The sequence below is a fragment of the Novispirillum itersonii subsp. itersonii ATCC 12639 genome, assembly GCF_000381985.1.
GTDB lineage: Bacteria > Pseudomonadota > Alphaproteobacteria > Rhodospirillales > Rhodospirillaceae > Novispirillum > Novispirillum itersonii.
Genome location: NZ_KB907337.1, coordinates 312,694 through 332,725, shown reverse-complemented (window position 1 = coordinate 332,725; position 20,032 = coordinate 312,694). Strand labels below are relative to the sequence as shown.

General features: G+C 61.3%; 24 protein-coding genes. 9 read left to right on the top strand and 15 right to left on the bottom strand.

All coding sequences use genetic code 11. The features are described 5' to 3' along the window. Positions 1-13: 13 nt before the first annotated feature. The 8 genes from sfsA to G365_RS23725 all read right to left on the bottom strand — a co-directional run bounded on the left by sfsA (position 14) and on the right by G365_RS23725 (position 6,986). Positions 14-733: a DNA/RNA nuclease SfsA gene (gene sfsA / locus G365_RS0101525; RefSeq protein ID WP_019643733.1), complete on the bottom strand. Its 720-nt coding sequence runs from the start codon at positions 731-733 to the stop codon at positions 14-16. An 18-nt stretch (positions 734-751) separates the two neighbouring features. After that, positions 752-1,663 (bottom strand): methyltransferase domain-containing protein, encoded by a 912-nt coding sequence (locus G365_RS0101520; protein ID WP_019643732.1) that lies wholly within the window; start codon positions 1,661-1,663, stop codon positions 752-754. A gap of 121 nt (positions 1,664-1,784) precedes the next feature. After that, on the bottom strand, positions 1,785-2,018 hold the full coding sequence (locus tag G365_RS0101515) for a BolA family protein (protein WP_026345005.1): 234 nt from the start codon (positions 2,016-2,018) through the stop codon (positions 1,785-1,787). 230 nt (positions 2,019-2,248) lie between these two features. Further along, entirely contained in the window at positions 2,249-4,447 is a 2,199-nt protein-coding gene (purL, locus tag G365_RS0101510) for a phosphoribosylformylglycinamidine synthase subunit PurL (RefSeq protein ID WP_019643730.1), read from the bottom strand. Further along, positions 4,447-5,139 carry a phosphoribosylformylglycinamidine synthase subunit PurQ gene (purQ, locus tag G365_RS0101505; protein ID WP_019643729.1) on the bottom strand — a complete coding sequence of 231 codons (693 nt, stop codon included), beginning with the start codon at positions 5,137-5,139 and terminating at the stop codon, positions 4,447-4,449. The genes purL and purQ overlap by 1 nt, the downstream gene beginning before the upstream one ends. A 97-nt stretch (positions 5,140-5,236) precedes the next feature. Continuing rightward, the gene (gene purS / locus G365_RS0101500) at positions 5,237-5,479 is read right to left on the bottom strand and encodes a phosphoribosylformylglycinamidine synthase subunit PurS (protein ID WP_019643728.1); all 243 of its coding nucleotides are present in this window, start codon (positions 5,477-5,479) and stop codon (positions 5,237-5,239) included. 101 nt (positions 5,480-5,580) lie between these two features. Next, positions 5,581-6,348, bottom strand: coding sequence for a phosphoribosylaminoimidazolesuccinocarboxamide synthase (gene purC, locus G365_RS0101495; protein WP_019643727.1), 768 nt, complete (start codon positions 6,346-6,348; stop codon positions 5,581-5,583). 224 nt (positions 6,349-6,572) lie between these two features. Beyond that, positions 6,573-6,986, bottom strand: coding sequence for a helix-turn-helix domain-containing protein (locus G365_RS23725; RefSeq protein ID WP_019643726.1), 414 nt, complete (start codon positions 6,984-6,986; stop codon positions 6,573-6,575). Between the two features lie 277 nt (positions 6,987-7,263). On the opposite strand from G365_RS23725, the gene G365_RS0101485 reads away from it, so the two are divergent. Continuing rightward, on the top strand, positions 7,264-7,488 hold the full coding sequence (locus G365_RS0101485; protein ID WP_019643725.1) for a hypothetical protein: 225 nt from the start codon (positions 7,264-7,266) through the stop codon (positions 7,486-7,488). Positions 7,489-7,522: 34 nt separating this feature from the next. Here G365_RS0101485 and G365_RS0101480 read toward each other — a convergent pair whose 3' ends face one another. Then, the gene (locus G365_RS0101480; RefSeq protein ID WP_019643724.1) at positions 7,523-8,287 is read right to left on the bottom strand and encodes an NRDE family protein; all 765 of its coding nucleotides are present in this window, start codon (positions 8,285-8,287) and stop codon (positions 7,523-7,525) included. 159 nt (positions 8,288-8,446) lie between these two features. Between G365_RS0101480 and G365_RS0101475 the strand changes: the two genes are divergently transcribed. After that, positions 8,447-8,773, top strand: coding sequence for a DUF1476 domain-containing protein (locus G365_RS0101475; protein ID WP_019643723.1), 327 nt, complete (start codon positions 8,447-8,449; stop codon positions 8,771-8,773). Positions 8,774-8,916: 143 nt separating this feature from the next. On the opposite strand, the gene purB is transcribed toward G365_RS0101475, so the two are convergent. Beyond that, entirely contained in the window at positions 8,917-10,230 is a 1,314-nt protein-coding gene (purB, locus tag G365_RS0101470) for an adenylosuccinate lyase (RefSeq protein WP_019643722.1), read from the bottom strand. A 160-nt stretch (positions 10,231-10,390) separates the two neighbouring features. Between purB and G365_RS0101465 the strand changes: the two genes are divergently transcribed. After that, complete coding sequence (locus tag G365_RS0101465; protein ID WP_019643721.1) at positions 10,391-10,762, top strand: pilus assembly protein N-terminal domain-containing protein; 372 nt, start codon at positions 10,391-10,393, stop codon at positions 10,760-10,762. Between the two features lie 45 nt (positions 10,763-10,807). Here the strand turns inward: G365_RS0101465 and G365_RS0101460 are convergent, their stop codons facing one another. Both G365_RS0101460 and G365_RS0101455 read right to left on the bottom strand, forming a co-directional pair. Beyond that, positions 10,808-12,268 (bottom strand): TrkH family potassium uptake protein, encoded by a 1,461-nt coding sequence (locus tag G365_RS0101460; protein ID WP_019643720.1) that lies wholly within the window; start codon positions 12,266-12,268, stop codon positions 10,808-10,810. 161 nt (positions 12,269-12,429) lie between these two features. Continuing rightward, positions 12,430-12,951, bottom strand: coding sequence for a DUF1178 family protein (locus G365_RS0101455; protein ID WP_019643719.1), 522 nt, complete (start codon positions 12,949-12,951; stop codon positions 12,430-12,432). A 78-nt stretch (positions 12,952-13,029) separates the two neighbouring features. Here G365_RS0101455 and G365_RS19825 point away from each other — a divergent pair, with 78 nt between their 5' ends. The 3 genes from G365_RS19825 to grxD all read left to right on the top strand — a co-directional run bounded on the left by G365_RS19825 (position 13,030) and on the right by grxD (position 15,173). Then, entirely contained in the window at positions 13,030-13,653 is a 624-nt protein-coding gene (locus G365_RS19825) for a class I SAM-dependent methyltransferase (protein WP_019643718.1), read from the top strand. Positions 13,654-13,788: 135 nt separating this feature from the next. Then, positions 13,789-14,712, top strand: coding sequence for an EamA family transporter RarD (gene rarD / locus G365_RS0101445; protein ID WP_081628395.1), 924 nt, complete (start codon positions 13,789-13,791; stop codon positions 14,710-14,712). Positions 14,713-14,837: 125 nt separating this feature from the next. Next, positions 14,838-15,173 carry a Grx4 family monothiol glutaredoxin gene (gene grxD / locus G365_RS0101440; RefSeq protein WP_019643716.1) on the top strand — a complete coding sequence of 112 codons (336 nt, stop codon included), beginning with the start codon at positions 14,838-14,840 and terminating at the stop codon, positions 15,171-15,173. A gap of 92 nt (positions 15,174-15,265) precedes the next feature. Here the strand turns inward: grxD and G365_RS0101435 are convergent, their stop codons facing one another. Next, on the bottom strand, positions 15,266-15,970 hold the full coding sequence (locus tag G365_RS0101435) for a Crp/Fnr family transcriptional regulator (RefSeq protein WP_019643715.1): 705 nt from the start codon (positions 15,968-15,970) through the stop codon (positions 15,266-15,268). Positions 15,971-16,124: 154 nt separating this feature from the next. Here G365_RS0101435 and G365_RS0101430 point away from each other — a divergent pair, with 154 nt between their 5' ends. Further along, positions 16,125-16,964 carry a sterol desaturase family protein gene (locus tag G365_RS0101430; RefSeq protein WP_026345003.1) on the top strand — a complete coding sequence of 280 codons (840 nt, stop codon included), beginning with the start codon at positions 16,125-16,127 and terminating at the stop codon, positions 16,962-16,964. Here G365_RS0101430 and G365_RS0101425 read toward each other — a convergent pair. Together G365_RS0101425 and rpoH are read right to left on the bottom strand one after the other, a co-directional pair. Further along, positions 16,961-17,299 carry a P-II family nitrogen regulator gene (locus G365_RS0101425; RefSeq protein ID WP_019643713.1) on the bottom strand — a complete coding sequence of 113 codons (339 nt, stop codon included), beginning with the start codon at positions 17,297-17,299 and terminating at the stop codon, positions 16,961-16,963. The genes G365_RS0101430 and G365_RS0101425 overlap by 4 nt on opposite strands. Positions 17,300-17,487: 188 nt before the next feature. Further along, positions 17,488-18,399 carry an RNA polymerase sigma factor RpoH gene (rpoH, locus tag G365_RS19820; RefSeq protein WP_043741068.1) on the bottom strand — a complete coding sequence of 304 codons (912 nt, stop codon included), beginning with the start codon at positions 18,397-18,399 and terminating at the stop codon, positions 17,488-17,490. Between the two features lie 646 nt (positions 18,400-19,045). On the opposite strand from rpoH, the gene G365_RS0101415 reads away from it, so the two are divergent. Further along, positions 19,046-19,450, top strand: a complete 405-nt coding sequence (locus G365_RS0101415) for a c-type cytochrome (protein WP_019643711.1) — start codon at positions 19,046-19,048, stop codon at positions 19,448-19,450. 82 nt (positions 19,451-19,532) lie between these two features. Next, positions 19,533-20,012 carry a DUF2934 domain-containing protein gene (locus G365_RS24270; protein ID WP_081628394.1) on the top strand — a complete coding sequence of 160 codons (480 nt, stop codon included), beginning with the start codon at positions 19,533-19,535 and terminating at the stop codon, positions 20,010-20,012. The last annotated feature ends 20 nt before the right edge of the window (positions 20,013-20,032 follow it).

Genomic DNA, 20,032 nt, shown 5'->3' with positions numbered 1-20,032 from the left:
AACAGAATACGGATTAAACGGTAACCGGCAGCGGGGCTGCAACCTCAATCCCCAGCGGGCTCAGGGTGCAGGTGTAGCAGATCGCCTCCACCCCGGCAGCGCGGGCACGGCGCAGGGCATCGGCATAAGTGGGATCAATGTCTTCAGCAACGGCAAACCGCGCCAGACCCGACGCCGGGCGCTGCACCATATACAGCATCACCGCACGTTTGCCTTCCGCCACCATGTCGGAGAGTTCCTGCAGATGCTTGGCGCCGCGTTCGGTGACAGCATCGGGGAACAGGGCAACGCCCTGCCCGCCTTCCATCCCGCGGAACAGCGTGACGTTTTTAACCTCGACATAACAGTCAGGGCGGCCATCGGCGGTCAGGAACACATCGATACGGCTGTTCTTGCCGTATTTCACTTCCCGCTTCAGGCCGGTGTACCCGGTCAGTTCGGCGATCTGTCCGGCTTGAATGGCCTCTGCCGCCAGCGCATTGGGGTGGCTGGTGTTCACGCCGATCAGGGCACCGTCCACCTCAACCATTTCCCAGGTGTACTTCAGCTTGCGTTCCGGGTTGCTGGCCGGGGACAGCCAGACCCGCGACCCCGGCGTCGAACAGCCAAGCATCGAGCCGGAATTGGCGGTATGGGCGGTGACCACGGTGCCATCATCAAGCGTCACATCGGCCATAAAGCGCTTGTACCGCTTGATCAGGGTCCCGGAGATCAGATCAGTTGAGAATTGCATGCAAGTAGACTACCTGTTTCAGGGGGCGCCGTCGAGAGGACTGGCCGGGTTAACCCCGCAAACCTGCGCCCCGAGGGCATCGGCCAGACTGTGGGTGGCGCTGCCGGGCTTTTTCGGCTGCGGCTGGTTCTCCGCCGGGGCCCATCCCAGCATCCACAGCACCTGAAATGTCGCGGTGATCCGCCCGTCCGCTCCGGCGTGACGCTCATGGTACAGCTGTGCCGCCCGCAGCAGGGTATCGCGGCGGGAAAACGTCTTCCGCCGTTCCAGCACCGCATTGTTTTCCCCCATGCCCCGCAGGTCCTGCATCAGCTTGAGCGCCGAGCCATAGGTGACGGTGATGCGGTCAGTATCAACCACCGGCAGGGCAAACCCGGCCCGCTGCAACAACATCCCCAGATCACGCACATCGGTCAGCGGCGAGGTTCGCGGTGACAGCCCGCCCTCAACCTCGACCTCAGCGTCAACCAGACACTCGCGCAGCTCTTTCAGCGTTTCACCGCCGAGCATTGCCCCGATAAACAGGCCATCGGGTTTAAGTGCCTGCCGGATCTGCACCAGCGCCCCGGGAAGATCGTTCACCCAGTGCAGCGCCAGCGATGACACCACAAGATCCAGCGACCCGGCGGCAAAGGGCAGCGCCTCTTCATCGCAGGCCAGTGCAGCCCCGCGAGACCGTGCGGCAAAGGCCGGGGCCAGATCGGTCGAGATCAGGGTTTCAATCCCATGCCGTCCGCGCAGACGCGGGGCCAGCAGTCCGCCATGACTGCCCAGATCGACAGCCAGCGGAAAGCTGCGGGTGATATCCTCCAGCCGCTCGGTCAGGCGGTCGCCGACTTCCTCGGCCAGAAAAGAAAAATCCTGAAAGGCCGCTGCGGCGCGGGCCTGATGCCGGGCGACCGCCCGACGGTCAAAGACCTGATGAACCAAAGCCCCTGCTTCCTTATTGCCCCGCAACCACCGGACGGGCTGTTGCCTGCATCATATCTACCTCAATGGGCCTGCTTCACGGGGGCGGACAGGCTGTGCCCCACCCCCGTGAGATGTCGGATCAGGCCGGGGCCTGCGTCTGCAGGGCCAGCGCGTGCAGCTCCCCACCCATTTTGCCCTTCAGGGCGGCATACACCATCTGATGCTGCTGCACACGGTTCTTGCCGATGAATTCCTTCGAAATCACCAGTGCCGCATAATGGTCACCGTCGCCCCGCAGGTCTTCGATGGTCACATCAGCATCCGGCAGCGCTTCCTTGATCATCTTTTCGATATCGGCGGCATCCATAGCCATGGTCTGTCTCCCTCTGAAGCGCATTTGGTCATGTGCGGTTTGATAACCGCTTCTAAGAATACACTGTTTTCCACACCGAACGGCAGCAGGAAATGCACCGGCACCAAAACGGCAGATGCCCCGCCCGATGGCCGGTGCGGAACGCACAGGAGATAGCCATCAGACAGGGCATCAGCAAGGGGTAATCCCACCCGGCCCTACCCTATGGCAGGGCCGGGGCGACGGCAGGATCAGCCGCCGTGGGACATATACTCAGGCAGCCAGGCTTCATTGGCATCCCGCAGCGCCTTGACAGGCACGGCGACACCGCCGTTGACCGACAGGGTATTGCCGCCGGTGACACCGATCTTCAGCGCCGGAACCCCGGCAGCCGCAGCCTGTGCCAGCACCGCATCAGCCTTGGCAGCATCAACGGCAACCACATAGCGGGCCTGATCTTCGCCAAACAGGGCTGCATGCAGCGGGCCGCCGAAATCGACGGTCAGCGCCGCACCGATACCCGACGACATGGCCATTTCCGCGACAGCAACCAGCAGGCCGCCATCGGCAAGATCATGGACGGTGTCGGTATCGCCAGCGGTGATCACGCCCCGGACGAAGTCACCGACCTTGCGTTCCAGCGCCAGATCGACAGGCGGCGGAGCCCCCTCTTCCCGACCGGCGATTTCACGCAGATACAGCGACTGACCCAGCCAGCCCTGACGGTCGCCCTGACCGAACAGCACCAGCACCTGACCTTCAGCCTTGAACGGAATGCTGGCGGTCTTGTCGAGATCATCAACCAGACCGACGCCACCGATGGCCGGGGTCGGCAGAATCGCCTGACCGGCGGTTTCGTTGTACAGCGACACGTTGCCCGACACGACCGGGTAATCAAGCGCGATACAGGCTTCCCCGATCCCCTGACAGGAACCGACGAACTGGCCCATGATCTCCGGCTTTTCCGGGTTGCCGAAGTTCATGTTATCGGTGATCGCCAGCGGGCGGCCACCGACGGCGGTGATGTTACGCCACGTCTCGGCCACGGCCTGCTTGCCGCCCTCAACCGGGTCAGCCTTCACATAGCGCGGGGTGCAGTCGGTGGTCACGGCAAGGCCACGGTTGGACTTGTGCAGACGCACCACACTGGCATCGCCACCGGGGCGGCCAACGGTATCGCCCATCACCATGTGATCGTACTGTTCCCAGATCCAGCGACGGCTGGCGAGATCCGGCGAGGCGATCAGACGGGCCAGAGCCTCGTTCCACGCCAGTTCGGTGACGTCAGACGGCTGCACTTCCGGCGCCTTCGGGGTCGGAACCCACGGGCGGTCATATTCCGGGCTGGCGGCGGCCAGCGGATCAATCGGCAGATCGCCGACCACTTCGCCGTGCCACTTCAGCACCATCCGGCCGGTATCGGTCAGGGTGCCGATAACGGCGAAGTCCAGTTCCCACTTTTCGAAGATGGCGCGGGCCATGTCTTCCTTGCCGGGCACCAGCACCATCAGCATGCGTTCCTGCGACTCCGAGAGCATCAGCTCATACGGGGTCATGCCGGTTTCACGCATCGGCACCTTGTCCAGCTCCAGCTCCACGCCCATGCCGCCCTTCGACGCCATTTCGAAGGAGGAAGAGGTCAGACCGGCGGCACCCATATCCTGAATGGCAACGATGGCATCGGTGGCCATCAGTTCCATGCAGGCTTCGATCAGCAGCTTTTCGGTGAACGGGTCGCCAACCTGCACGGTCGGGCGCTTTTCCTCGGAATCGGCATTGAATTCCGCCGAAGCCATGGTGGCCCCGTGAATACCGTCACGGCCGGTCTTCGAGCCGACATAAACCACCGGGTTGCCGATACCGGCAGCGGCGGAATAGAAAATCTTATCCTGCTGGGCGACACCGACGGTCATGGCGTTGACCAGGATGTTGCCATTGTACGACGAATGGAAGTTCACTTCCCCGCCGACGGTCGGCACGCCGACGCAGTTGCCGTAACCGCCGATGCCCGACACCACGCCGGAAACCAGATGGCGGGTCTTGGCATGGTCCGGCGAGCCGAAACGCAGGGCGTTCAGGTTGGCGACCGGGCGGGCCCCCATGGTGAACACGTCACGCAGGATACCGCCGACGCCGGTGGCCGCGCCCTGATAGGGCTCGATGAACGACGGGTGGTTATGGCTTTCCATCTTGAAGATGGCAGCAAGGTTTTCCCCGATGTCGATGACACCGGCGTTTTCACCCGGGCCGCAGATAACCCACGGTGCCTTGGTCGGCAGGGTCTTCAGCCACTTCTTCGACGACTTGTAGGAGCAGTGCTCCGACCACATCACCGAGAAGATGCCCAGTTCGGTCAGGTTCGGCTCGCGGCCCATGATGTCGAGCACGAGCTTGTATTCATCGGCGGTCAGCCCGTGCTGAGCGACGATTTCAGGGGTGATCTTGCTCATTACGACAGGGCCTCCACCAGAGCGTCAAACATCGGCTTGCCGTCCGCGCCGCCAAGCTTCGGCTCGATCAGGCGTTCCGGGTGCGGCATCATGCCCAGCACGGTGCCTTTTTCGTTGACGATCCCGGCGATGTTGTTGCGGCTGCCGTTGATGTTGGTGGCATCCGACACCGTGCCATCGGCAGCGGCATACCGGAAGGCGACCTGCCCGTTGCCCTCAATCCGCTTCAGCAGCTCATCATCGGCAAAGAAATTGCCGTCATGGTGGGCCACCGGGAAGCGCACCACCTGCCCCTTGGTGTACGGGCCGGTGAAGGCGGTATCGGTGTTCTCGACCTTCAGATGCACATCGCGGCAGATAAACTTCAGATCGCGGTTGCGCATCAGCGCCCCCGGCAGCAGACCGGCTTCGGTCAGGATCTGGAAGCCGTTGCAGACGCCCAGAACGCGCACACCCTTTTCGGCCATGCGCTTCACTTCACGCATCACCGGGCTGTGGGCGGCCATGGCGCCGGACCGCAGGTAATCCCCATAGGAGAACCCGCCGGGGACGGCAATCAGGTCAAGATCCTGCGGCACTTCGGTTTCCCGGTGCCACAGCATGATCGGGGCTTTGCCCGAACTTTTTTCCAGGGCCACTGCGAGATCACGGTCGCAGTTGGAGCCCGGGAAGACAATGACGGCGGCTTTCATGTCACGTCTCGCTTCAATATCAGTGGATTGAGAAGTCAGCGCAGGGGGTCGGCGAGCCACGGATACCCTCCGGCTCCGCCTCCGGCATCCGCGCCGATCAGCCCTCGATGGAGATGGCGTAGTTCTCGATCACGGTATTGGCGAGCAGTTCCTTGCACATCCGCTCAACGGCTTCGCGGGCCTTGGCGGCGTCGGTTTCCGCCAGATCCAGTTCGATGTACTTGCCCTGGCGCACGTCATCGACGCCAGAGAAACCGAGCGAACCCAGAGCATGCTGGATCGCCTTGCCCTGCGGGTCGAGAACGCCGTTCTTCAGAGTGACGTGTACCTTGGCCTTCACGGGAATATCCTCTCGTCAGGAAAGATAAAGGGGGGAGGGAAAACAGGGATAATAAGGATAACAATAGGCGAAGGGGCCGCGCACGGCGGCCCCTGTCGTCTTTACTGCATGGTCGCCGGACCCGGCATATCACGCGGTCCGCCTTCCGGCATGATGCCAAGGCGGCGGGCCACTTCCTGATAAGCCTCTTCCACACCGCCCATATCGCGGCGGAAGCGGTCCTTATCCATCTTCTCGTTGGTCTTGGTGTCCCACAGGCGGCAGTTATCCGGGCTGATTTCGTCAGCCAGAATGATCTGCACTTCACCGTTTTCGTGCTGCACCCGGCCGAACTCCAGCTTGAAGTCAACCAGCTTCAGACCGATGCCGAGGAACAGGCCGGACAGATAATCATTCACGCGCAGGCTGAGGGACAGGATCTCGTCGAGTTCCTGAATGGTGGCCCAGCCGAAAGCGGTGACATGCTCTTCCGACACCAGCGGATCGCCGAGCTCATCGTTCTTATAGTAGTATTCAACGATAGAGCGCGGAAGCTGGGTGCCTTCCGGAATGCCGAAACGCTTGGAGATCGAACCGGCGGCGACATTGCGGATCACCACCTCGATGGGGATGATCTCGACTTCGCGCACCAGCTGTTCCCGCATGTTCAGACGGCGGATGAAGTGGGTCGGAACGCCGATTTCACCGAGCTTCTGGAACAGGTATTCGGTGATGCGGTTGTTCAGCACCCCTTTCCCGGTGATGGTGCCCTTCTTCTGGTTATTGAAGGCAGTGGCATCATCCTTGAAGTACTGAACGATGGTCCCCGGCTCCGGCCCTTCGAACAGGATCTTGGCCTTGCCTTCGTAAATCTGCTTGCGACGTCCCATGGAGCGGTGTCCGGCTGTGGTCCCGGCTGCGGCACACCCCGCCGCGACCGGAGGAACTGAGGGGAAAGACAGCTACGACGCCCCCTCCGGCAGCCGGAGGAAACCACGCGCTGTCTCCTGATTCGAGTGGGGTATAGCAGGTGTCAGCCCGCCCGACAATCGTTGCAACGTGCTTTGTGACAGAAGAACAGCCATTCGGTCCCGGAATGGCTCCCCAGCCGCCCTCAGGCGCCCCCTTCCGGCGCGGCGGGTGTTTCCCCGCTTTTTGCGGCAGACCGTCTGCCCGCCGACTTTCCCCGCGCCTTCGGCACCTTCACCGGGGCCTCAGCCGCAGCGGGCCCGGCGGCACTGTCAGGCACAACCGATTCGATTGCAGCCGGGGCCTCCGCCTCGTCTCCGGCGCTCTCTTTCTCCGCCTCATCCTTCGGCGGCCCCTTATAGTCTTTCACGCCCTGCAACAGGGCGTAGCAGGCAAGCCGGACATACTTGGGAACCTCAACCTTCTCGCCGTCACGCTCGCCTTTTTCGTAATACTGCACGACCCGGCGCTTCAGGCCCAGGGCCTCGGCGGCATCTTTCTGCGACAGGTCCATCACTTTACGCCAGCGACGGAAATCTTTCGGCGACATTGTACCCATCACGCTGCTCCGGTCATAAAATGAGTGTCTCCTGCGGGCAGTTTGCCCCGAAAAGGCATTGTGCGCCAATGCCATACTCTGTGCAGATAGCATCGTGCAGGGATGATGGCGCCACACTAGGCGCACTTAGTGCATAATGTCTATTGAATTCTGCGCACGGTATGCGCATATTAAGAGCGTACAGAGTGCGCAAAATCAATACGGCACAGCGCCCTGAGCATCCCCGCCAACAAGCAACAATCAAAATAAACAACAAGAACAATGAAGGAGACCTGACATGGTCCGCACCCCGATCACTGCCCTGACCCTCACCGGCATTCCCCACAGCACTGTTTTCGGCCCGGTCAGCGCCCTTGATGGCACACCGGCGCTGGTCTACCGCTGCACCACCGCCGACGGCGTTTTCTGGCTGACCGACGTTGTCGGCGTCAGCCGCCTGCAACTGCGCGCGCCGGAAACGACAGTGGAAGTTCTGGTGGTCGGGCGCGCCGGGCGCGCCTGATCCCGACACCAGCCACCAACCACCGGGGCCGCCGTTATCCGATGGCAGGAACCGCCGCCCACTCCGCCTGATCAGGCGGCCCCGCCGCATACAGCCATACCGCCGGAACAGCCGCGCCAACCGCAGGCAAAGCCAGCAGGCTGGAGGAGACGGTCCCAAAACCGTTTGGCCGCAGAAAACACAACGCAGCCCGGGGGTCATTCTCCGGTCCTCCGCTGTCACGGCTGGCCAGCAACGCCTTCCATTCCGCCCAGTCGCCTGCATCCGGGTCCGGCTCCGCTGCCGCCCGGAATGCAGGCAGCGCGCGGCGCAGGCGCGGGTCAGCGGCCACATCGTTCAGGTCGAACCCGGTGATCATCGACAGGCCTTCCGGCAGCGGCACGGCCTCGATGATGCCATCCGGCCTGTCGGCGTGGCGTAGCCACCACGCATCGGTATTATCCGCCACAATCATATTGAAGGGACGGTACGCCCGGCCATCCAGCTCTGCCAGCGCCGCCACCGCATCCGCCGCGTCGGCATGATCCAACGCCTCCAGCACCAGTTCGCCCCGCGACCGCTTGTCCGAGGCTGGTCCCAGTGTGCCGAAACGGTTGAGAATGGCCGCCGTCACACCGTGATCATTCAGCCCCATCCACGATCCGCCGGCCAACAGATCCTGTCCTGCCGTCACCTCCGGCCTGTCAGGCCAGTGCCGCCCCGGCAGCAGGGCCGGGCGGTCACGCATCTCGTCGCGGTTTGCCCCGATCAGCACCGGCCAGCGGTGCCCCGGACGACGCAGAATGGCAACTGTACACATGATCTTCCCTCCCCCCTTTACAACCCCTCCGGCCCGGCCCGCCCAAAACCTTCCGACGGTATAAAAAGGAGTACCGGTCCGGCGGCCCAAAGGGTATAACGGTGCGGTTTTTAGCCGGAAAACCGGTATCATATAGTTTAATCCGAGGAAACGCGCACCATGGCTGACGCCTTCCACGATCGCGAACAGGCTTTCGAAGCCAAGTTCAAGCTGGATCAGGAACTGGAATTCCGGGCCCGGGCCCGCCGAAATAAACTGCTTGGCCTGTGGGCGGCGGAAACCATGGGCGTTGCTGACGCCGATGCCTATGCCCGTGGCGTTGTCGCCGCCGATCTGGAAGAGCCCGGCGATGATGATGTGATCCGTAAAGTCATGAAAGACCTGACGGATAAGGGCGTGGAGATGACCGAGGGCCGTCTGCGCATCAAGCTTGAAAAGCTGATGACCATCGCCCGCGAGCAGGTCTACGGCGACGCCGCCCGTTGATCTGCCAGCGGGATCAGACGACAGAAAAGGGCCAGTCCCCACCCGGGGCTGGCCCTTTCTCTTTTGCGTCCGGCCTGACCTGTGCCGGAGAGGAAGGGAAAGCGGGCGCCGCCTTCCCTACCCCCCAGATGCCAGAAAAAGGCTTACGCCTCGCCGAAAACGCGACGGAAAATGGTATCAACATGCTTGGTGTGGTAGCCGAGATCAAACAGCTCGGTCAGCTCCGGCACCGGGATGCGGGCGGTGACTTCGTCATCCTGCTTCAGGATCGACAGCAGATCGCCCTGCCCTTCCCACACCTTCATCGCATTACGCTGCACCAGACGATAGGAATCTTCGCGGCTGACACCGGCCTGTGTCAGGGCCAGCAGCACGCGCTGGCTGAACACCAGACCGCCCATCTGGTTGAGATTCCGGTCAATCGCATCCGGGTAGATCACCAGATTGGCGATCACGTTGGTCAGGCGGGCCAGAGCAAAATCAAGGGTGATGGTCGCATCGGGGCCGATCATCCGTTCCACCGAGGAATGGCTGATGTCACGCTCATGCCACAGAGCGACGTTCTCCATGGCCGGAACCACGGCAGAGCGGACAATACGGGCCAGACCGGTCAGGTTTTCGGTCAGCACCGGGTTGCGCTTGTGCGGCATCGCCGAGCTGCCCTTCTGCCCCTTGGAGAAGAACTCCTCGGCCTCGCGCACTTCGGTACGCTGCAGGTGACGGATCTCGGTGGCGGCACGCTCGATGGAAGAGGCAATCACCCCCAGCGCCGCAAAATATTCAGCATGACGGTCACGCGGGATCACCTGCGTCGACAGCGGTTCCGGCTTCAGACCCAGCTTCTCAGCGACATATTCTTCAACGAACGGGTCGATGTTGGCAAAGGTGCCGACCGCGCCGGAAATAGCGCAGGTGGCAATATTCTCGCGGGCCCGGACCAGACGCTCCCGGCCACGCTGGAACTCAGCATGGAACCCGGCAAACTTCAGCCCCATCGTCACCGGCTCTGCATGGATGCCGTGGCTGCGGCCCATGCAGACGGTCAGCTTGTGTTCCATCGCCCGGGTCTTCAGGGCTGCCAGCAGGGCGTCCATATCCTTCAGCAGCAGGTCCGCTGCCTGCACCATCTGCACTGCCAGACAGGTATCCAGCACGTCAGAGGAGGTCATGCCCTGATGGACGAAACGGGCGTCGTCGCCGACATGCTCGGCCAGTTCAGTGGTGAAGGCGATGACGTCATGCTTGGTGACGGCTTCGATCTCATCAATCCGGGCGATCCGCTCCGCCGTGTAGGGCTTGTTCCCCCGGTCCCACACCGCCTTGGCGGCACTTTCCGGGATCACCCCCAGCTTGGCCTGCGCGTCACAGGCATAGGCTTCAATCTCAAACCAGATCTTGAACTTGTTAGCCGCATCCCAGATGGCAACCATTTCGGGGCGGGAGTAACGAGGAATCATGTCTGCTATCCTGTCTGCTGTGACCTGCCGGAGGGGAAACTGTGGGCCTTATAGGCCAAGACGGCGGTTTTCTCAACGCGGGCGTGGTTGCTGTTGCCGTGTTTTTAACATTTACCGATGATACTGCCCCGACAATCCGGCTGAAAAAAGGTTTCCGTTCATGGTCCGCGCGGCTCGCACCACAGCATCATGCCTCTGCCTGTCCCTGCTGCTGTCTCCTCTGACCGGGGCCTCGGCGCAGGAATTTATGATGCCGTGGGAAAAAGCGAAAAAGGAAGAACCCATCATCAACCCCGAACTGCGGGAAGATATGGAGGTGGTGGTCGGCACCATCGAGGTGGTGCGCCTGACCCAGCCGGGGCTGGCGGTGATCTCATCGCACCCGGAAGTGGCCGATGTCTATCTGCAGGGGGCCAACCGGCTGTTCATTATCGGCAAGAATATCGGCATCACCGAAATCACCGTCGCGGACAAAACAATGACCCCGGTGTGGAACAGCCAGCTGAGCGTTGTGGTCGAGAAAACCCACTGACCGGCATCGGGCTTTCCTGAAAATGTTCTGGCCGGACGCCGTCGCTCAGGCCTTCCAGAAGCGGGCCGACAGCAGCACCAGAATGGAGAAAAACTCCAGACGCCCCAGCAGCATGCCGATCGACAGGGCCCACTTGGCCGCGTCAGGCAGGCTCTGGAAGTTTCCGGCCGGGCCAATAATATGCCCCAGACCGGGGCCGACGTTGCCGACAGCGGTGGCGGCACCGCTGACCGCCGTTACCCAGTCAAGCCCGACAGAGGCCAGAAACAGGGTAATCGCCCCGACAGTGCCGATATAAACGAAGAAGAACAGCATCACAGAGGCTGATACGTCTTCAGTGATCCGCCGTTCACCGAAGCGGGCGACCTCGACCGCATTCGGGCTGATCAGCCGGTGGATATGAGAGCGGTACAGCCGCCACGCGATCTGAAAACGAAAGATCTTGATACCGCCAGCCGTAGACCCGGTACAGGCCCCGACGAAGGTCAGCGCAAAAGCGCAGGCGACGGCAAAGTTACCCCACAGGGTATAATCCGTACTGGCAAACCCGGTCGTGGTGATGATCGTCACCACCATGAAGGCAACATGGGTAAGGGTGGTAAACACATCCCCCGCCCCGCGGTACAGCTGCTCTGCCGTCAGCAGAACCGTCGCAAAAAGTGCGAACACCAGAAATCCCCGCACCTGCGTCTCGTTAAAGGCAGAAAGCCCCCCGCCCCGCAAAGCCCGGATGAACAGGGTGATCGGCAGCCCCCCGGCAATCATGAAGATGGTAATGATCCAGTTGATGGTCAGGCTGTTAAAATGCCCCACCGATGCGTCTGAAGTCGAAAAGCCACCGGTTGAGATGGTCGCCATCGCATGGTTAACAGCTTCAAAGAAGGTCATACCTGCCAGTTGCAGGGCCACCGCGCAGGAAGCCGTCAGCGCGACATAGATCAGGACCAGCGACAGCGTAAACTGGCTGACCCGCGCCACCACCTTGTCGTTGGTGTCAGAACTTTCCATCTTAAACAGCTGCATCCCGCCGACCCGCAGGAACGGCAGCAGGGAAATCGCCATCACCACAATCCCGATACCGCCCAGCCAATGCAGCAGCGACCGCCACAGCAGAATCCCCGGGGGGGCCACATCAAGCCCGGTAATAACCGTGGAGCCGGTGGTGGTCAGTCCGGAAACTGCCTCGAACAACGCATCGGTATAGCTGAGAGACAGCCGGGAAAACGTGAACGGCATGGCGGAGAAGGCCGAAATCCCCACCCATGACAGCGCGGTCAGCAGAAAGGCCTGACGGCGGTTGAGCGTCAGATGACGTTCAAAATTGGTGAAAACCAGCAGCAGCCCGGTCAGAGTGGTGAAGCCGCTGGCAATGAAAAACCCCATCCAGTCGGCATCCCCCGACCAGGCATCGACAAAGCCGGGCACGAACATGAACACCCCAAGGATCGCCAGAAGCTCTCCCAGCACAAACAGCACCGGCTTCAGGGTGAATGCGGGTTGATTCATGATAATGCCTGCTGACGGTGCCGCCGCACCGTCCTCCCCGGTTGATACAACAGCGGGGCTTCTCCCCGCGCTTCAGGCAAGCAGCCAGCCCCTGTGAAATCCCCCGATTTCAGCCGGATCGCCTGAAAAAACACAATGACATCCCTACCGCACGATCCCCGTCAGGCATCGTCCTTCAGGACCGGAAGGCTATAGATTTCAACCCCTTCCTCTTCCAGGGCTGTCTGCTCTTCCGGTGTAGCTTCGCCATAGATAGCACGCGCCTCACTGTCACCGTAGTGAATCTTACGGGCCTCATCGGCGAAGGTATTGCCAACATAATCAAAATTCTGCTCAACGTAGGTGCGCACCGCCCGCATCACCTGCCGTACCGCTGCCGGGTCCGGCGGTGCAGGTACGGGGGCAGACGGATCAGCGGCGGCAGGCACGGCGGCAGCCGCAGCCACCTGCCCGACCATCGCGGCGGCCGTGGCGGCTGCACTGCGGCGGCGGGCTTCCTCGCGGTCATCATGGCCTTTTTTACGGGCCAGACGCGGGGCCATCAGCGCCTTGGCAACCCGCGCGCTGCCACATTCCGGGCACTGCAATACCCCTTGCTCCGCCATGCGGTCATAGGCCGCACTGTCACGGAACCAGCTTTCAAAGGTATGGTCATGCTCGCACTGCAGCTCGTACTTAATCATCTGCCGCCGTCGTTCTCCGTAACCCCTCGCGCCTGCCCTCTGGCAGAAAGCCCATGCATTTAACCATCATGAGGAACCATGACAAGCCAAAGTCAGCATCAGCCTGCCATCCTGCCCGCATCAGAATGGATTTTACGCTTTGCTCCGCTGGTCCCTGCCGGGGCGCGGGTGCTGGATGTGGCCTGTGGCAGCGGGCGGCATGGACGCCTCTTCCTGAACAGCGGCTGTGACGTCACCCTGATTGACCGCGACCTGTCCGGGGTGGCTGACCTGGCAGATACCGCGACGCTGATCGCACACGATCTGGAAAGCGGCCCGGACGGGGCTGATCATTCATGGCCGTTCTCCCCAGAGAACCCGTCAGTGAGCCCTAAAGGCCACTTTGACGCGGTGATCGTCACCAACTATCTGCATCGCCCGCTCTTCCCCCATCTATGCGCCGCCCTGCACCCGGATGGCCTTTTGCTGTACGAGACCTTCGCCCATGGCAACGAACGCTTCGGGCGCCCCCGCAACCCAGACCACCTGCTTGCGCCGGGAGAACTTCTGGCCCTGACCGCCCCCCTGCACGTCATTGCCTATGAAACCGGGCTGGTGGTCCGTGGCGGGGAAAGCCGGGTCATTGCGCGGATCATCGCCCGAAAGGGGGAGGGGGTCTCTGCGCTACCTTTCTTAAGTCAATCTACGCATCAAATGAGCTAAATCAAATGCATTGAGATATTTTCTTAAAGTCTTAGATGAAGTGCGGATCATCGTGAAAAATGGAAAAGGCTTGGAGAACCACTGCCCTTACGGTAGCTGTGGTTTCCTCCTCTCGCCCCTTTTGGATGACTCCCCATGTCTCCTGCCCCTTCCCCCTCCGTGCGGGCTGGTCTGATCGCCGCACTGGGTGCCTATTGCCTGTGGGGTGGCTCCGGCCTGTTCTTCCGGACGCTGGCCACCCTGCCCCCCGACGAAATCATCAGCCACCGCATTCTGTGGAGTGTGCTGGCGATGCTGCCCTTCATGATGCGGGGGGATCGTCCGGCGCAGGTCCTGACCATTCTCCGCTCGCCCCGCCTGCTGGGAATCTTCACCGCATCGGCGGTGATGGTTTCCGTTAATTGGCTTATTTTTGTTTATGCCATAAACTCCCATCAGGCCATCTACGGCAGCCTTGGATACTACATTTTCCCTCTGGTCACGCTGGCCCTTGGCGCAGTTTTTCTAAATGAACGCTTTTCGCGCCAACAGGGCCTTGCCGTTCTGCTGGTCTGCGCCGGGGTCGGTGTGATGGTTGCCGGGCTAGGCAACCTCCCGTGGATCAGCCTGTCTCTGGCCCTGACCTTTGGCATCTACGGCCTGATCCGTAAAACCGCCCCGGCAGACAGTCTGACCGGCCTGTTTGTCGAAACCCTGCTGCTGACGCCCTTCGCCATCGGCTGGCTGATCTGGAAAGAAAGCCTCGGCAACGGCTTTTTCAGCAGTCTGCTGCTGCCGGGGGCCGACTGGCACCTGCTGGTTCTGGTGATGATCGGCTGCCCCCTGTGGACGGCCCTGCCGCTGTACCTGTTCGGGATCGGTGCCCGCAGCCTGCGCCTGTCCACCCTGGGTCTGATGCAGTACATGAGTCCGACAGTCCAGCTTGCCGTCGCCATCCTGATTTTCAGGGAGCCCTTCACCACCACCCATCTCATCACCTTCGGGCTGATCTGGGCCGGTGTGGTGATCTACTCGTTGCCGATGCTGCGCCGCACCCCGGCAAGCGCAAAGCCGTCTTGATCCGGGTCAAGGTGCCCGCCCTGCGGTAAAGCTATTGACGGCAGCGCATTTGCCCCGCATATCCTCACCCAACCGTTCCCGATCCGGACGATTGCCGTCCGGCCCCATACGAAAGGCGACAGACAATGTCGGATAATCCGCTCTTCCAGCAGATTCAGGCTGAAATTGACGCCAACCCGGTGCTGCTGTTCATGAAGGGCAGCGCCATGTTTCCGCAGTGCGGCTTTTCCGCTGCTGTGGTGCAGGTGCTCAACCATTTCGGCGTGAAGTACAAGACCGTCAACATTCTTGAGAATGACGAATTCCGTCAGGGCCTGAAGGAATTCTCCTCGTGGCCGACCTTCCCGCAGCTCTACGTCAAAGGCGAATTCGTCGGCGGCTGCGACATCGTCCGCGAAATGGCGGCCAGCGGTGATCTGGCAAAGCTGTTCGAAGACAAGGGCGTGGAGATGGGCCAGTAAGCCCTGCCTTCAGACCTAACCGTCCTGACGGACAGACAAAAACCCCTGCCATGTCCGGCAGGGGTTTTTGCATGCCTGAAGATAATGCGCGATTATTCGCCGCGCACGCTCTCCACAATCTCTTCCAGCTTCTCTGCATCCAGAATCACCAGCGCGTCGCGGTCCCGGCGGACCAGACCCTGACGGGCCAGATCATTCAGCACCCGGGCGACAGTTTCACGGGTGGTTGAGACACGGCTGGCGATATCCCCATGCACCGGGATCGGGGACAGAACGGCACTGCCGTCATCGGCAATCCCGGCTGCCCGGGCCTGCCGCAGCAGTTCTGCATGAACGCGGTTGTTGGCCCCCAGCGTTGACAGATCAATGATCCGGTCCGTCGAGGTCCGGACCATGGAGGCCAGCCGCTTCAGCAGCAGATGCATCATCCCTTCGTGAGTGGTCACCAGCCGCATGAAGACTTCCGCCGGCAGCACCGCCACCTGCGTTTCGACCAGTGCCATCACGCTGGCTGAACGCGGGTGCCCGTCAATCGCCGCCAGCTCACCGAAGTAGTATCCTGCCCCGAGATCGTCGAGCGTCAGCTCCTTACCCGACAGGGAATAGATGACGATCCGCACCGAGCCCTTGATCACCAGATAAACGTCCCGGTTCTGACTTTGCCGGTCGATGATCTGTTCCTGCGGCGCATAGCGTCGCCACCGGCACTGACGGGCCAGAGTCGCACGTTCCTCCGCAGACAGTGGGGCCAGAAGATCTATGCCATCAAGGCTGTTCTGCACAATCTCGTCGGCCACGTTCTGAAGACTCCCCGCTGCCAAGCCTCGTAGTCCCCCTGTGGTCGCACAGGTCCGCCCTCATCGCAACCAATTATGTTTCATGCCATGGCGTTACCATGCGCATGGCTCACTTTTTCTTGCTGAAGCAGACAAACTGCCGTTCACTGAAATAATGACTGACAGCATCCTCCAGACACTGATGGCCCTGCGCATCCCGGTCTTTGCCGGGCTGCTGCTGGCAGTTATGACTGCCGAGCGGATCCGGCCATACCGCACCGGCCCGATGCAGCGGCGAACCCGCTGGACGGCAGCCCTGCTTCTTGGCCTGACCGGCAGCCTGTGCGGCCTGACCGCCGGGCGCATCGCCACCGCCTTCGCCCCGGTTGCCGCAGCCGCATGGGCCGAACAGGCAGGTTATGGGATTCTGGCCGGTGCCCCACTGCCCGCATGGGGCAAAGTGCTGCTGTCACTGCTGCTGCTTGACGGGCTGATCTGGGCGCAACATCTGGTGTTTCACCGCGTTCCGGTCCTGTGGCGGCTGCACCGCGTCCATCACAGCGATACCGAGATGGACGTCACCACCGCGATCCGCTTTCATCCGCTGGAACTGCTGCTGTCCCTGATGCTGAAAAGCGCAGCGGCAGTGATACTGGGCATCCCGCCTGCCGCCATGGCCCTGTTTGAAATCCTGCTGAGTTCAAGCGCTCTGCTGACCCATGCCAATCTGCGCCTTCCGGCCCGGATTGACGCGCTGCTGCGCCGGGTCGTCATCACCCCCAGCCTGCACCGTATCCATCACTCGCCCACCCGGCAGGAAACGGACAGCAATTATGGCTTCTGCCTGTCAATCTGGGACCGGCTGGCGGGCAGCCTGCGCACCGTACCGCTGAGTGATCCCACCGTCATGGAACTCGGTCTGCACGACTTCCGTGAGCGGCAGGAACAGACAGCAACCCGCCTTCTGCTCCAGCCGTTTCGGAAGCCCGATGCCGTGGTGAGAAAAATGGATTAAAGAGCCTCGCTGTCCTGCTCCCCGGTCCGGATCCGCACCGCCCGGCCAACATCCATCACAAAAATCTTACCGTCGCCGATTTTGCCGGAGCGTGCGGTTGACTGAATGGTTTCCACCACCTTATCAGCCAGCTCATCATCGACCACGATCTCAAGGCGGACCTTGGGCAGAAAATTCACGACGTATTCAGCGCCACGATAAATCTCGGTCTGACCGCGCTGGCGGCCATAGCCCTTCACTTCGCTGACCGTCATCCCCTGAATACCGATCCCGCCAAGCGCCTCACGCACATCTTCAAGCTTAAAGGGTTTGATGATTGCCATCACCAGCTTCATGGTTATTTCCTCCCCATACCGCGTTACAGGCAACGCCCGGTCGCAGAACTATCCAATCCAGAGACCATAAAGTCCAGATTTTCGCCATATCGGTTCACCCTGTGACATCAGGGCAAAAAAAGGCCGATGCCACAGCGTAGCACCGGCCCGGAACAGTCAGACAGGGATCAGAAAACAGGGGCAACCTGTCAGACAGGGGCGCACTCGATCCGGCGGCCCCGGCCCTCCAGCGCTTCGGCTGCTTTGCGCACCGCCGACTGCAACTTTGAGAACGCACGGTTTTCAATCTGCCGTACCCGTTCGCGCGAGATACCGTACTGCCGCCCCAGATCTTCCAGCGTGATCGGCGAGGTGCGCAGCCGCCGCTGGGTGATGATGTGACGCTCACGGTCATTCAGCTGCTGCATGGCATCGCGCAGCAGGACGGTACCAAGCTGACGCTCCTGACGCCCGGCCAGCACTTCTTCCTGATCGGCGCGGTCATCAACCAGCAGATCCATCCGCTGCATGTCACCATCTTCGCCCACCGCCACATTCAGCGAGGTGTCCTGACGGGACAGGCGCTGATTCATGCTGTAGACCTCATCAACCGGCACAGACAGCTCTTCCGCAATCCAGTCAGCCTGCTCCTTGGTCAGGTTCGTCTCATCATAGACACCAAGCTGGGCCTTCAGGCGGCGCAGATTGAAGAACAGCTTCTTCTGGGCGGCAACAGTGCCCACCTTCACCAGCGACCACGAGTTCAGCACATATTCGTTAATCGAGGCCTTGATCCACCACATCGCATAGGTGGCAAGCCGGAAGCCCTTTTCAGGCTCAAACTTGTTCACCGCCCGCAACAGGCCGACGTTGCCTTCAGAAATCAGGTCTGTCATCGGCAGACCATAGAAGCGGTACCCCATGGCAATCCGCGCCACCAGACGAAGGTGGCTGGTCACCAGACGGTCCCCCGCCCCCTGATCGCCGTGGTCACGGTACCGGTGTGCCAGATCCTGCTCTTCCTCCGGGCTTAACAGGGGAAAGCGCTTGATCTGATCCATGTACCGGGTCAGCCCACCTTCTGCGGCAATCAAGGGAATGCTCACACCAGATCTCGCCATGGGATAACCCTCCGTATCAATCAGTTCATGAACCTGATACGCCGACTAAGGCCGACCGGTTCACCGCCGAATTCATGATACCTGTTTAGCGACATGAACCTGAATGCTGCCTGAATGGATTTTTCAGGATTTATCAAAGGGAAAAAATTTCGCGAAACCAATATCAAAAATTCGCGAACACCCCTTTATCCGGCAAGACCGATGCCTGCCATCCCCGACTGAAGACTGCCCGACTGATTAAAGAATAAATATCTGACAAAAGCAGTCAAGTTTATCCCCCCCCACCTCACGCACCCGTGCCCCATCCCGAACGCCTTCAGAATGCCGCAATCATCCACGACACTCACCTGACCCTGAACCGTCGCGGGAAACCCCTGACATCTATCGGAAACCCATGACTTTCAGGTCTCGCCTAAACCGGCGGAAGCCCGGCCTGAGCCTTGTAAGCAAGCACAAGGACGGGTATAGTCCGGGGCAGCCTATGGCACCATTCACCACCCCTCCTTCGGGTAGGGTGGCTGTATTCGCAGGGAAGCCGGGACGCGGCCGGGAGAGGGCCGCCCCCGTCGTCATATGACGAATATCGTCCGTCCGAGGCGGCAGCCCCGCCCGGCCGGGACGCAACCAAGGTATTGAGGAGATTGGGATGAACGTGAAACTCTTCGCCGTTGGCGTCGTTGCTGCCATCACCCTGTCGGGTGCCGCTTTTGCCGGCGATGCCGCCAAGGGTGCCGATGTCGCCAAGAAGAGCTGTGGCACCTGCCACACCTTTGAACAGGGCGGAGCCAAGAAGATCGGCCCGAACCTGTTCGGCATCACCACCCGTGGCCCGGGCAAGGCCGAGGGCTTTAACTATTCCCCGTCCTATAAGGCTGCCGCCGCTAAGGGCTTCGCCTGGGACGCCGCGACCCTTGACCAGTACATCACCGATCCGACCGCCTTCCTGAAGGATAAGACCGGCGACGCCGCCGCCCGGTCGAACATGACCTTCAAGCTGGCCAAGCCGGAAGACCGCGCTGACGTCATTGCCTATCTGGCAACCCTGAAGTAAGCCCGTTTTACAGGCTTATGTTCAGATTAAGACCGCCCCGGCCCCGCGCCGGGGCGGTTTTCTTTTGGCCCCGCGCCTTCGGATGGATGACAACCGCAAGACATCTGCACCTTTCTGCACCGCAATGCAGCGACACCGTAAGTTTGATGTGGGAATTATCGGCAGCTTCGGTATCCTGAAGCCCGAGACAAGACTCCCTGCTTACCCCTTGTTCCAGTGTCTGACCGACGGCACCCGTTCCGGGGTGCCGCACAACCAGAAAAGGGTACCAGCCATGGCAGACCTCTCCCACGACCAGATCCGCGAACGTGCTTATTTTCTTTGGCAGCAGGATGGCCAACCGGAAGGTGGCAACGACTGGCATTACTGGCTGCTGGCAGAACAGCAGATAACCGGGGCTCCCCATACCCCGGCGCAGGCCGATGCCGCCGTGCCGCCGCCGGAAGCCCCGCTGCCGCCGCCTGTCGTCAAGAAGGCAGGAAAAACCACCAAACCTGCGGCGGAACCGAAAAAGGCCCCGGCCAAACGTCGCAGCCCGGCAAAAGCCGGCCCCAAGACCTGACCCCCTTTTCCGCCCGCCTT

Bases quoted from the DNA above. Each gene is read 5' to 3' on its own strand.
- purC (WP_019643727.1), bottom strand. From the start codon at position 6,348: ATGGGACGTCGCAAGCAGATTTACGAAGGCAAGGCCAAGATCCTGTTC.
- G365_RS0101475 (WP_019643723.1), top strand. From the start codon at position 8,447: ATGGCTGACGCCTTCCACGATCGCGAACAGGCTTTCGAAGCCAAGTTC.
- grxD (WP_019643716.1), top strand. From the start codon at position 14,838: ATGTCGGATAATCCGCTCTTCCAGCAGATTCAGGCTGAAATTGACGCC.
- purB (WP_019643722.1), bottom strand. From the start codon at position 10,230: ATGATTCCTCGTTACTCCCGCCCCGAAATGGTTGCCATCTGGGATGCG.
- G365_RS0101485 (WP_019643725.1), top strand. From the start codon at position 7,264: ATGGTCCGCACCCCGATCACTGCCCTGACCCTCACCGGCATTCCCCAC.
- G365_RS0101415 (WP_019643711.1), top strand. From the start codon at position 19,046: ATGAACGTGAAACTCTTCGCCGTTGGCGTCGTTGCTGCCATCACCCTG.
- G365_RS0101425 (WP_019643713.1), bottom strand. From the start codon at position 17,299: ATGAAGCTGGTGATGGCAATCATCAAACCCTTTAAGCTTGAAGATGTG.
- G365_RS19825 (WP_019643718.1), top strand. From the start codon at position 13,030: ATGACAAGCCAAAGTCAGCATCAGCCTGCCATCCTGCCCGCATCAGAA.
- G365_RS0101460 (WP_019643720.1), bottom strand. From the start codon at position 12,268: ATGAATCAACCCGCATTCACCCTGAAGCCGGTGCTGTTTGTGCTGGGA.
- sfsA (WP_019643733.1), bottom strand. From the start codon at position 733: ATGCAATTCTCAACTGATCTGATCTCCGGGACCCTGATCAAGCGGTAC.
- G365_RS0101455 (WP_019643719.1), bottom strand. From the start codon at position 12,951: ATGATTAAGTACGAGCTGCAGTGCGAGCATGACCATACCTTTGAAAGC.
- G365_RS0101465 (WP_019643721.1), top strand. From the start codon at position 10,391: ATGGTCCGCGCGGCTCGCACCACAGCATCATGCCTCTGCCTGTCCCTG.
- G365_RS0101515 (WP_026345005.1), bottom strand. From the start codon at position 2,018: ATGGCTATGGATGCCGCCGATATCGAAAAGATGATCAAGGAAGCGCTG.
- rpoH (WP_043741068.1), bottom strand. From the start codon at position 18,399: ATGGCGAGATCTGGTGTGAGCATTCCCTTGATTGCCGCAGAAGGTGGG.
- purQ (WP_019643729.1), bottom strand. From the start codon at position 5,139: ATGAAAGCCGCCGTCATTGTCTTCCCGGGCTCCAACTGCGACCGTGAT.
- G365_RS0101480 (WP_019643724.1), bottom strand. From the start codon at position 8,287: ATGTGTACAGTTGCCATTCTGCGTCGTCCGGGGCACCGCTGGCCGGTG.
- G365_RS23725 (WP_019643726.1), bottom strand. From the start codon at position 6,986: ATGGGTACAATGTCGCCGAAAGATTTCCGTCGCTGGCGTAAAGTGATG.
- rarD (WP_081628395.1), top strand. From the start codon at position 13,789: ATGTCTCCTGCCCCTTCCCCCTCCGTGCGGGCTGGTCTGATCGCCGCA.
- purL (WP_019643730.1), bottom strand. From the start codon at position 4,447: ATGAGCAAGATCACCCCTGAAATCGTCGCTCAGCACGGGCTGACCGCC.
- G365_RS0101430 (WP_026345003.1), top strand. From the start codon at position 16,125: ATGACTGACAGCATCCTCCAGACACTGATGGCCCTGCGCATCCCGGTC.
- G365_RS24270 (WP_081628394.1), top strand. From the start codon at position 19,533: ATGGATGACAACCGCAAGACATCTGCACCTTTCTGCACCGCAATGCAG.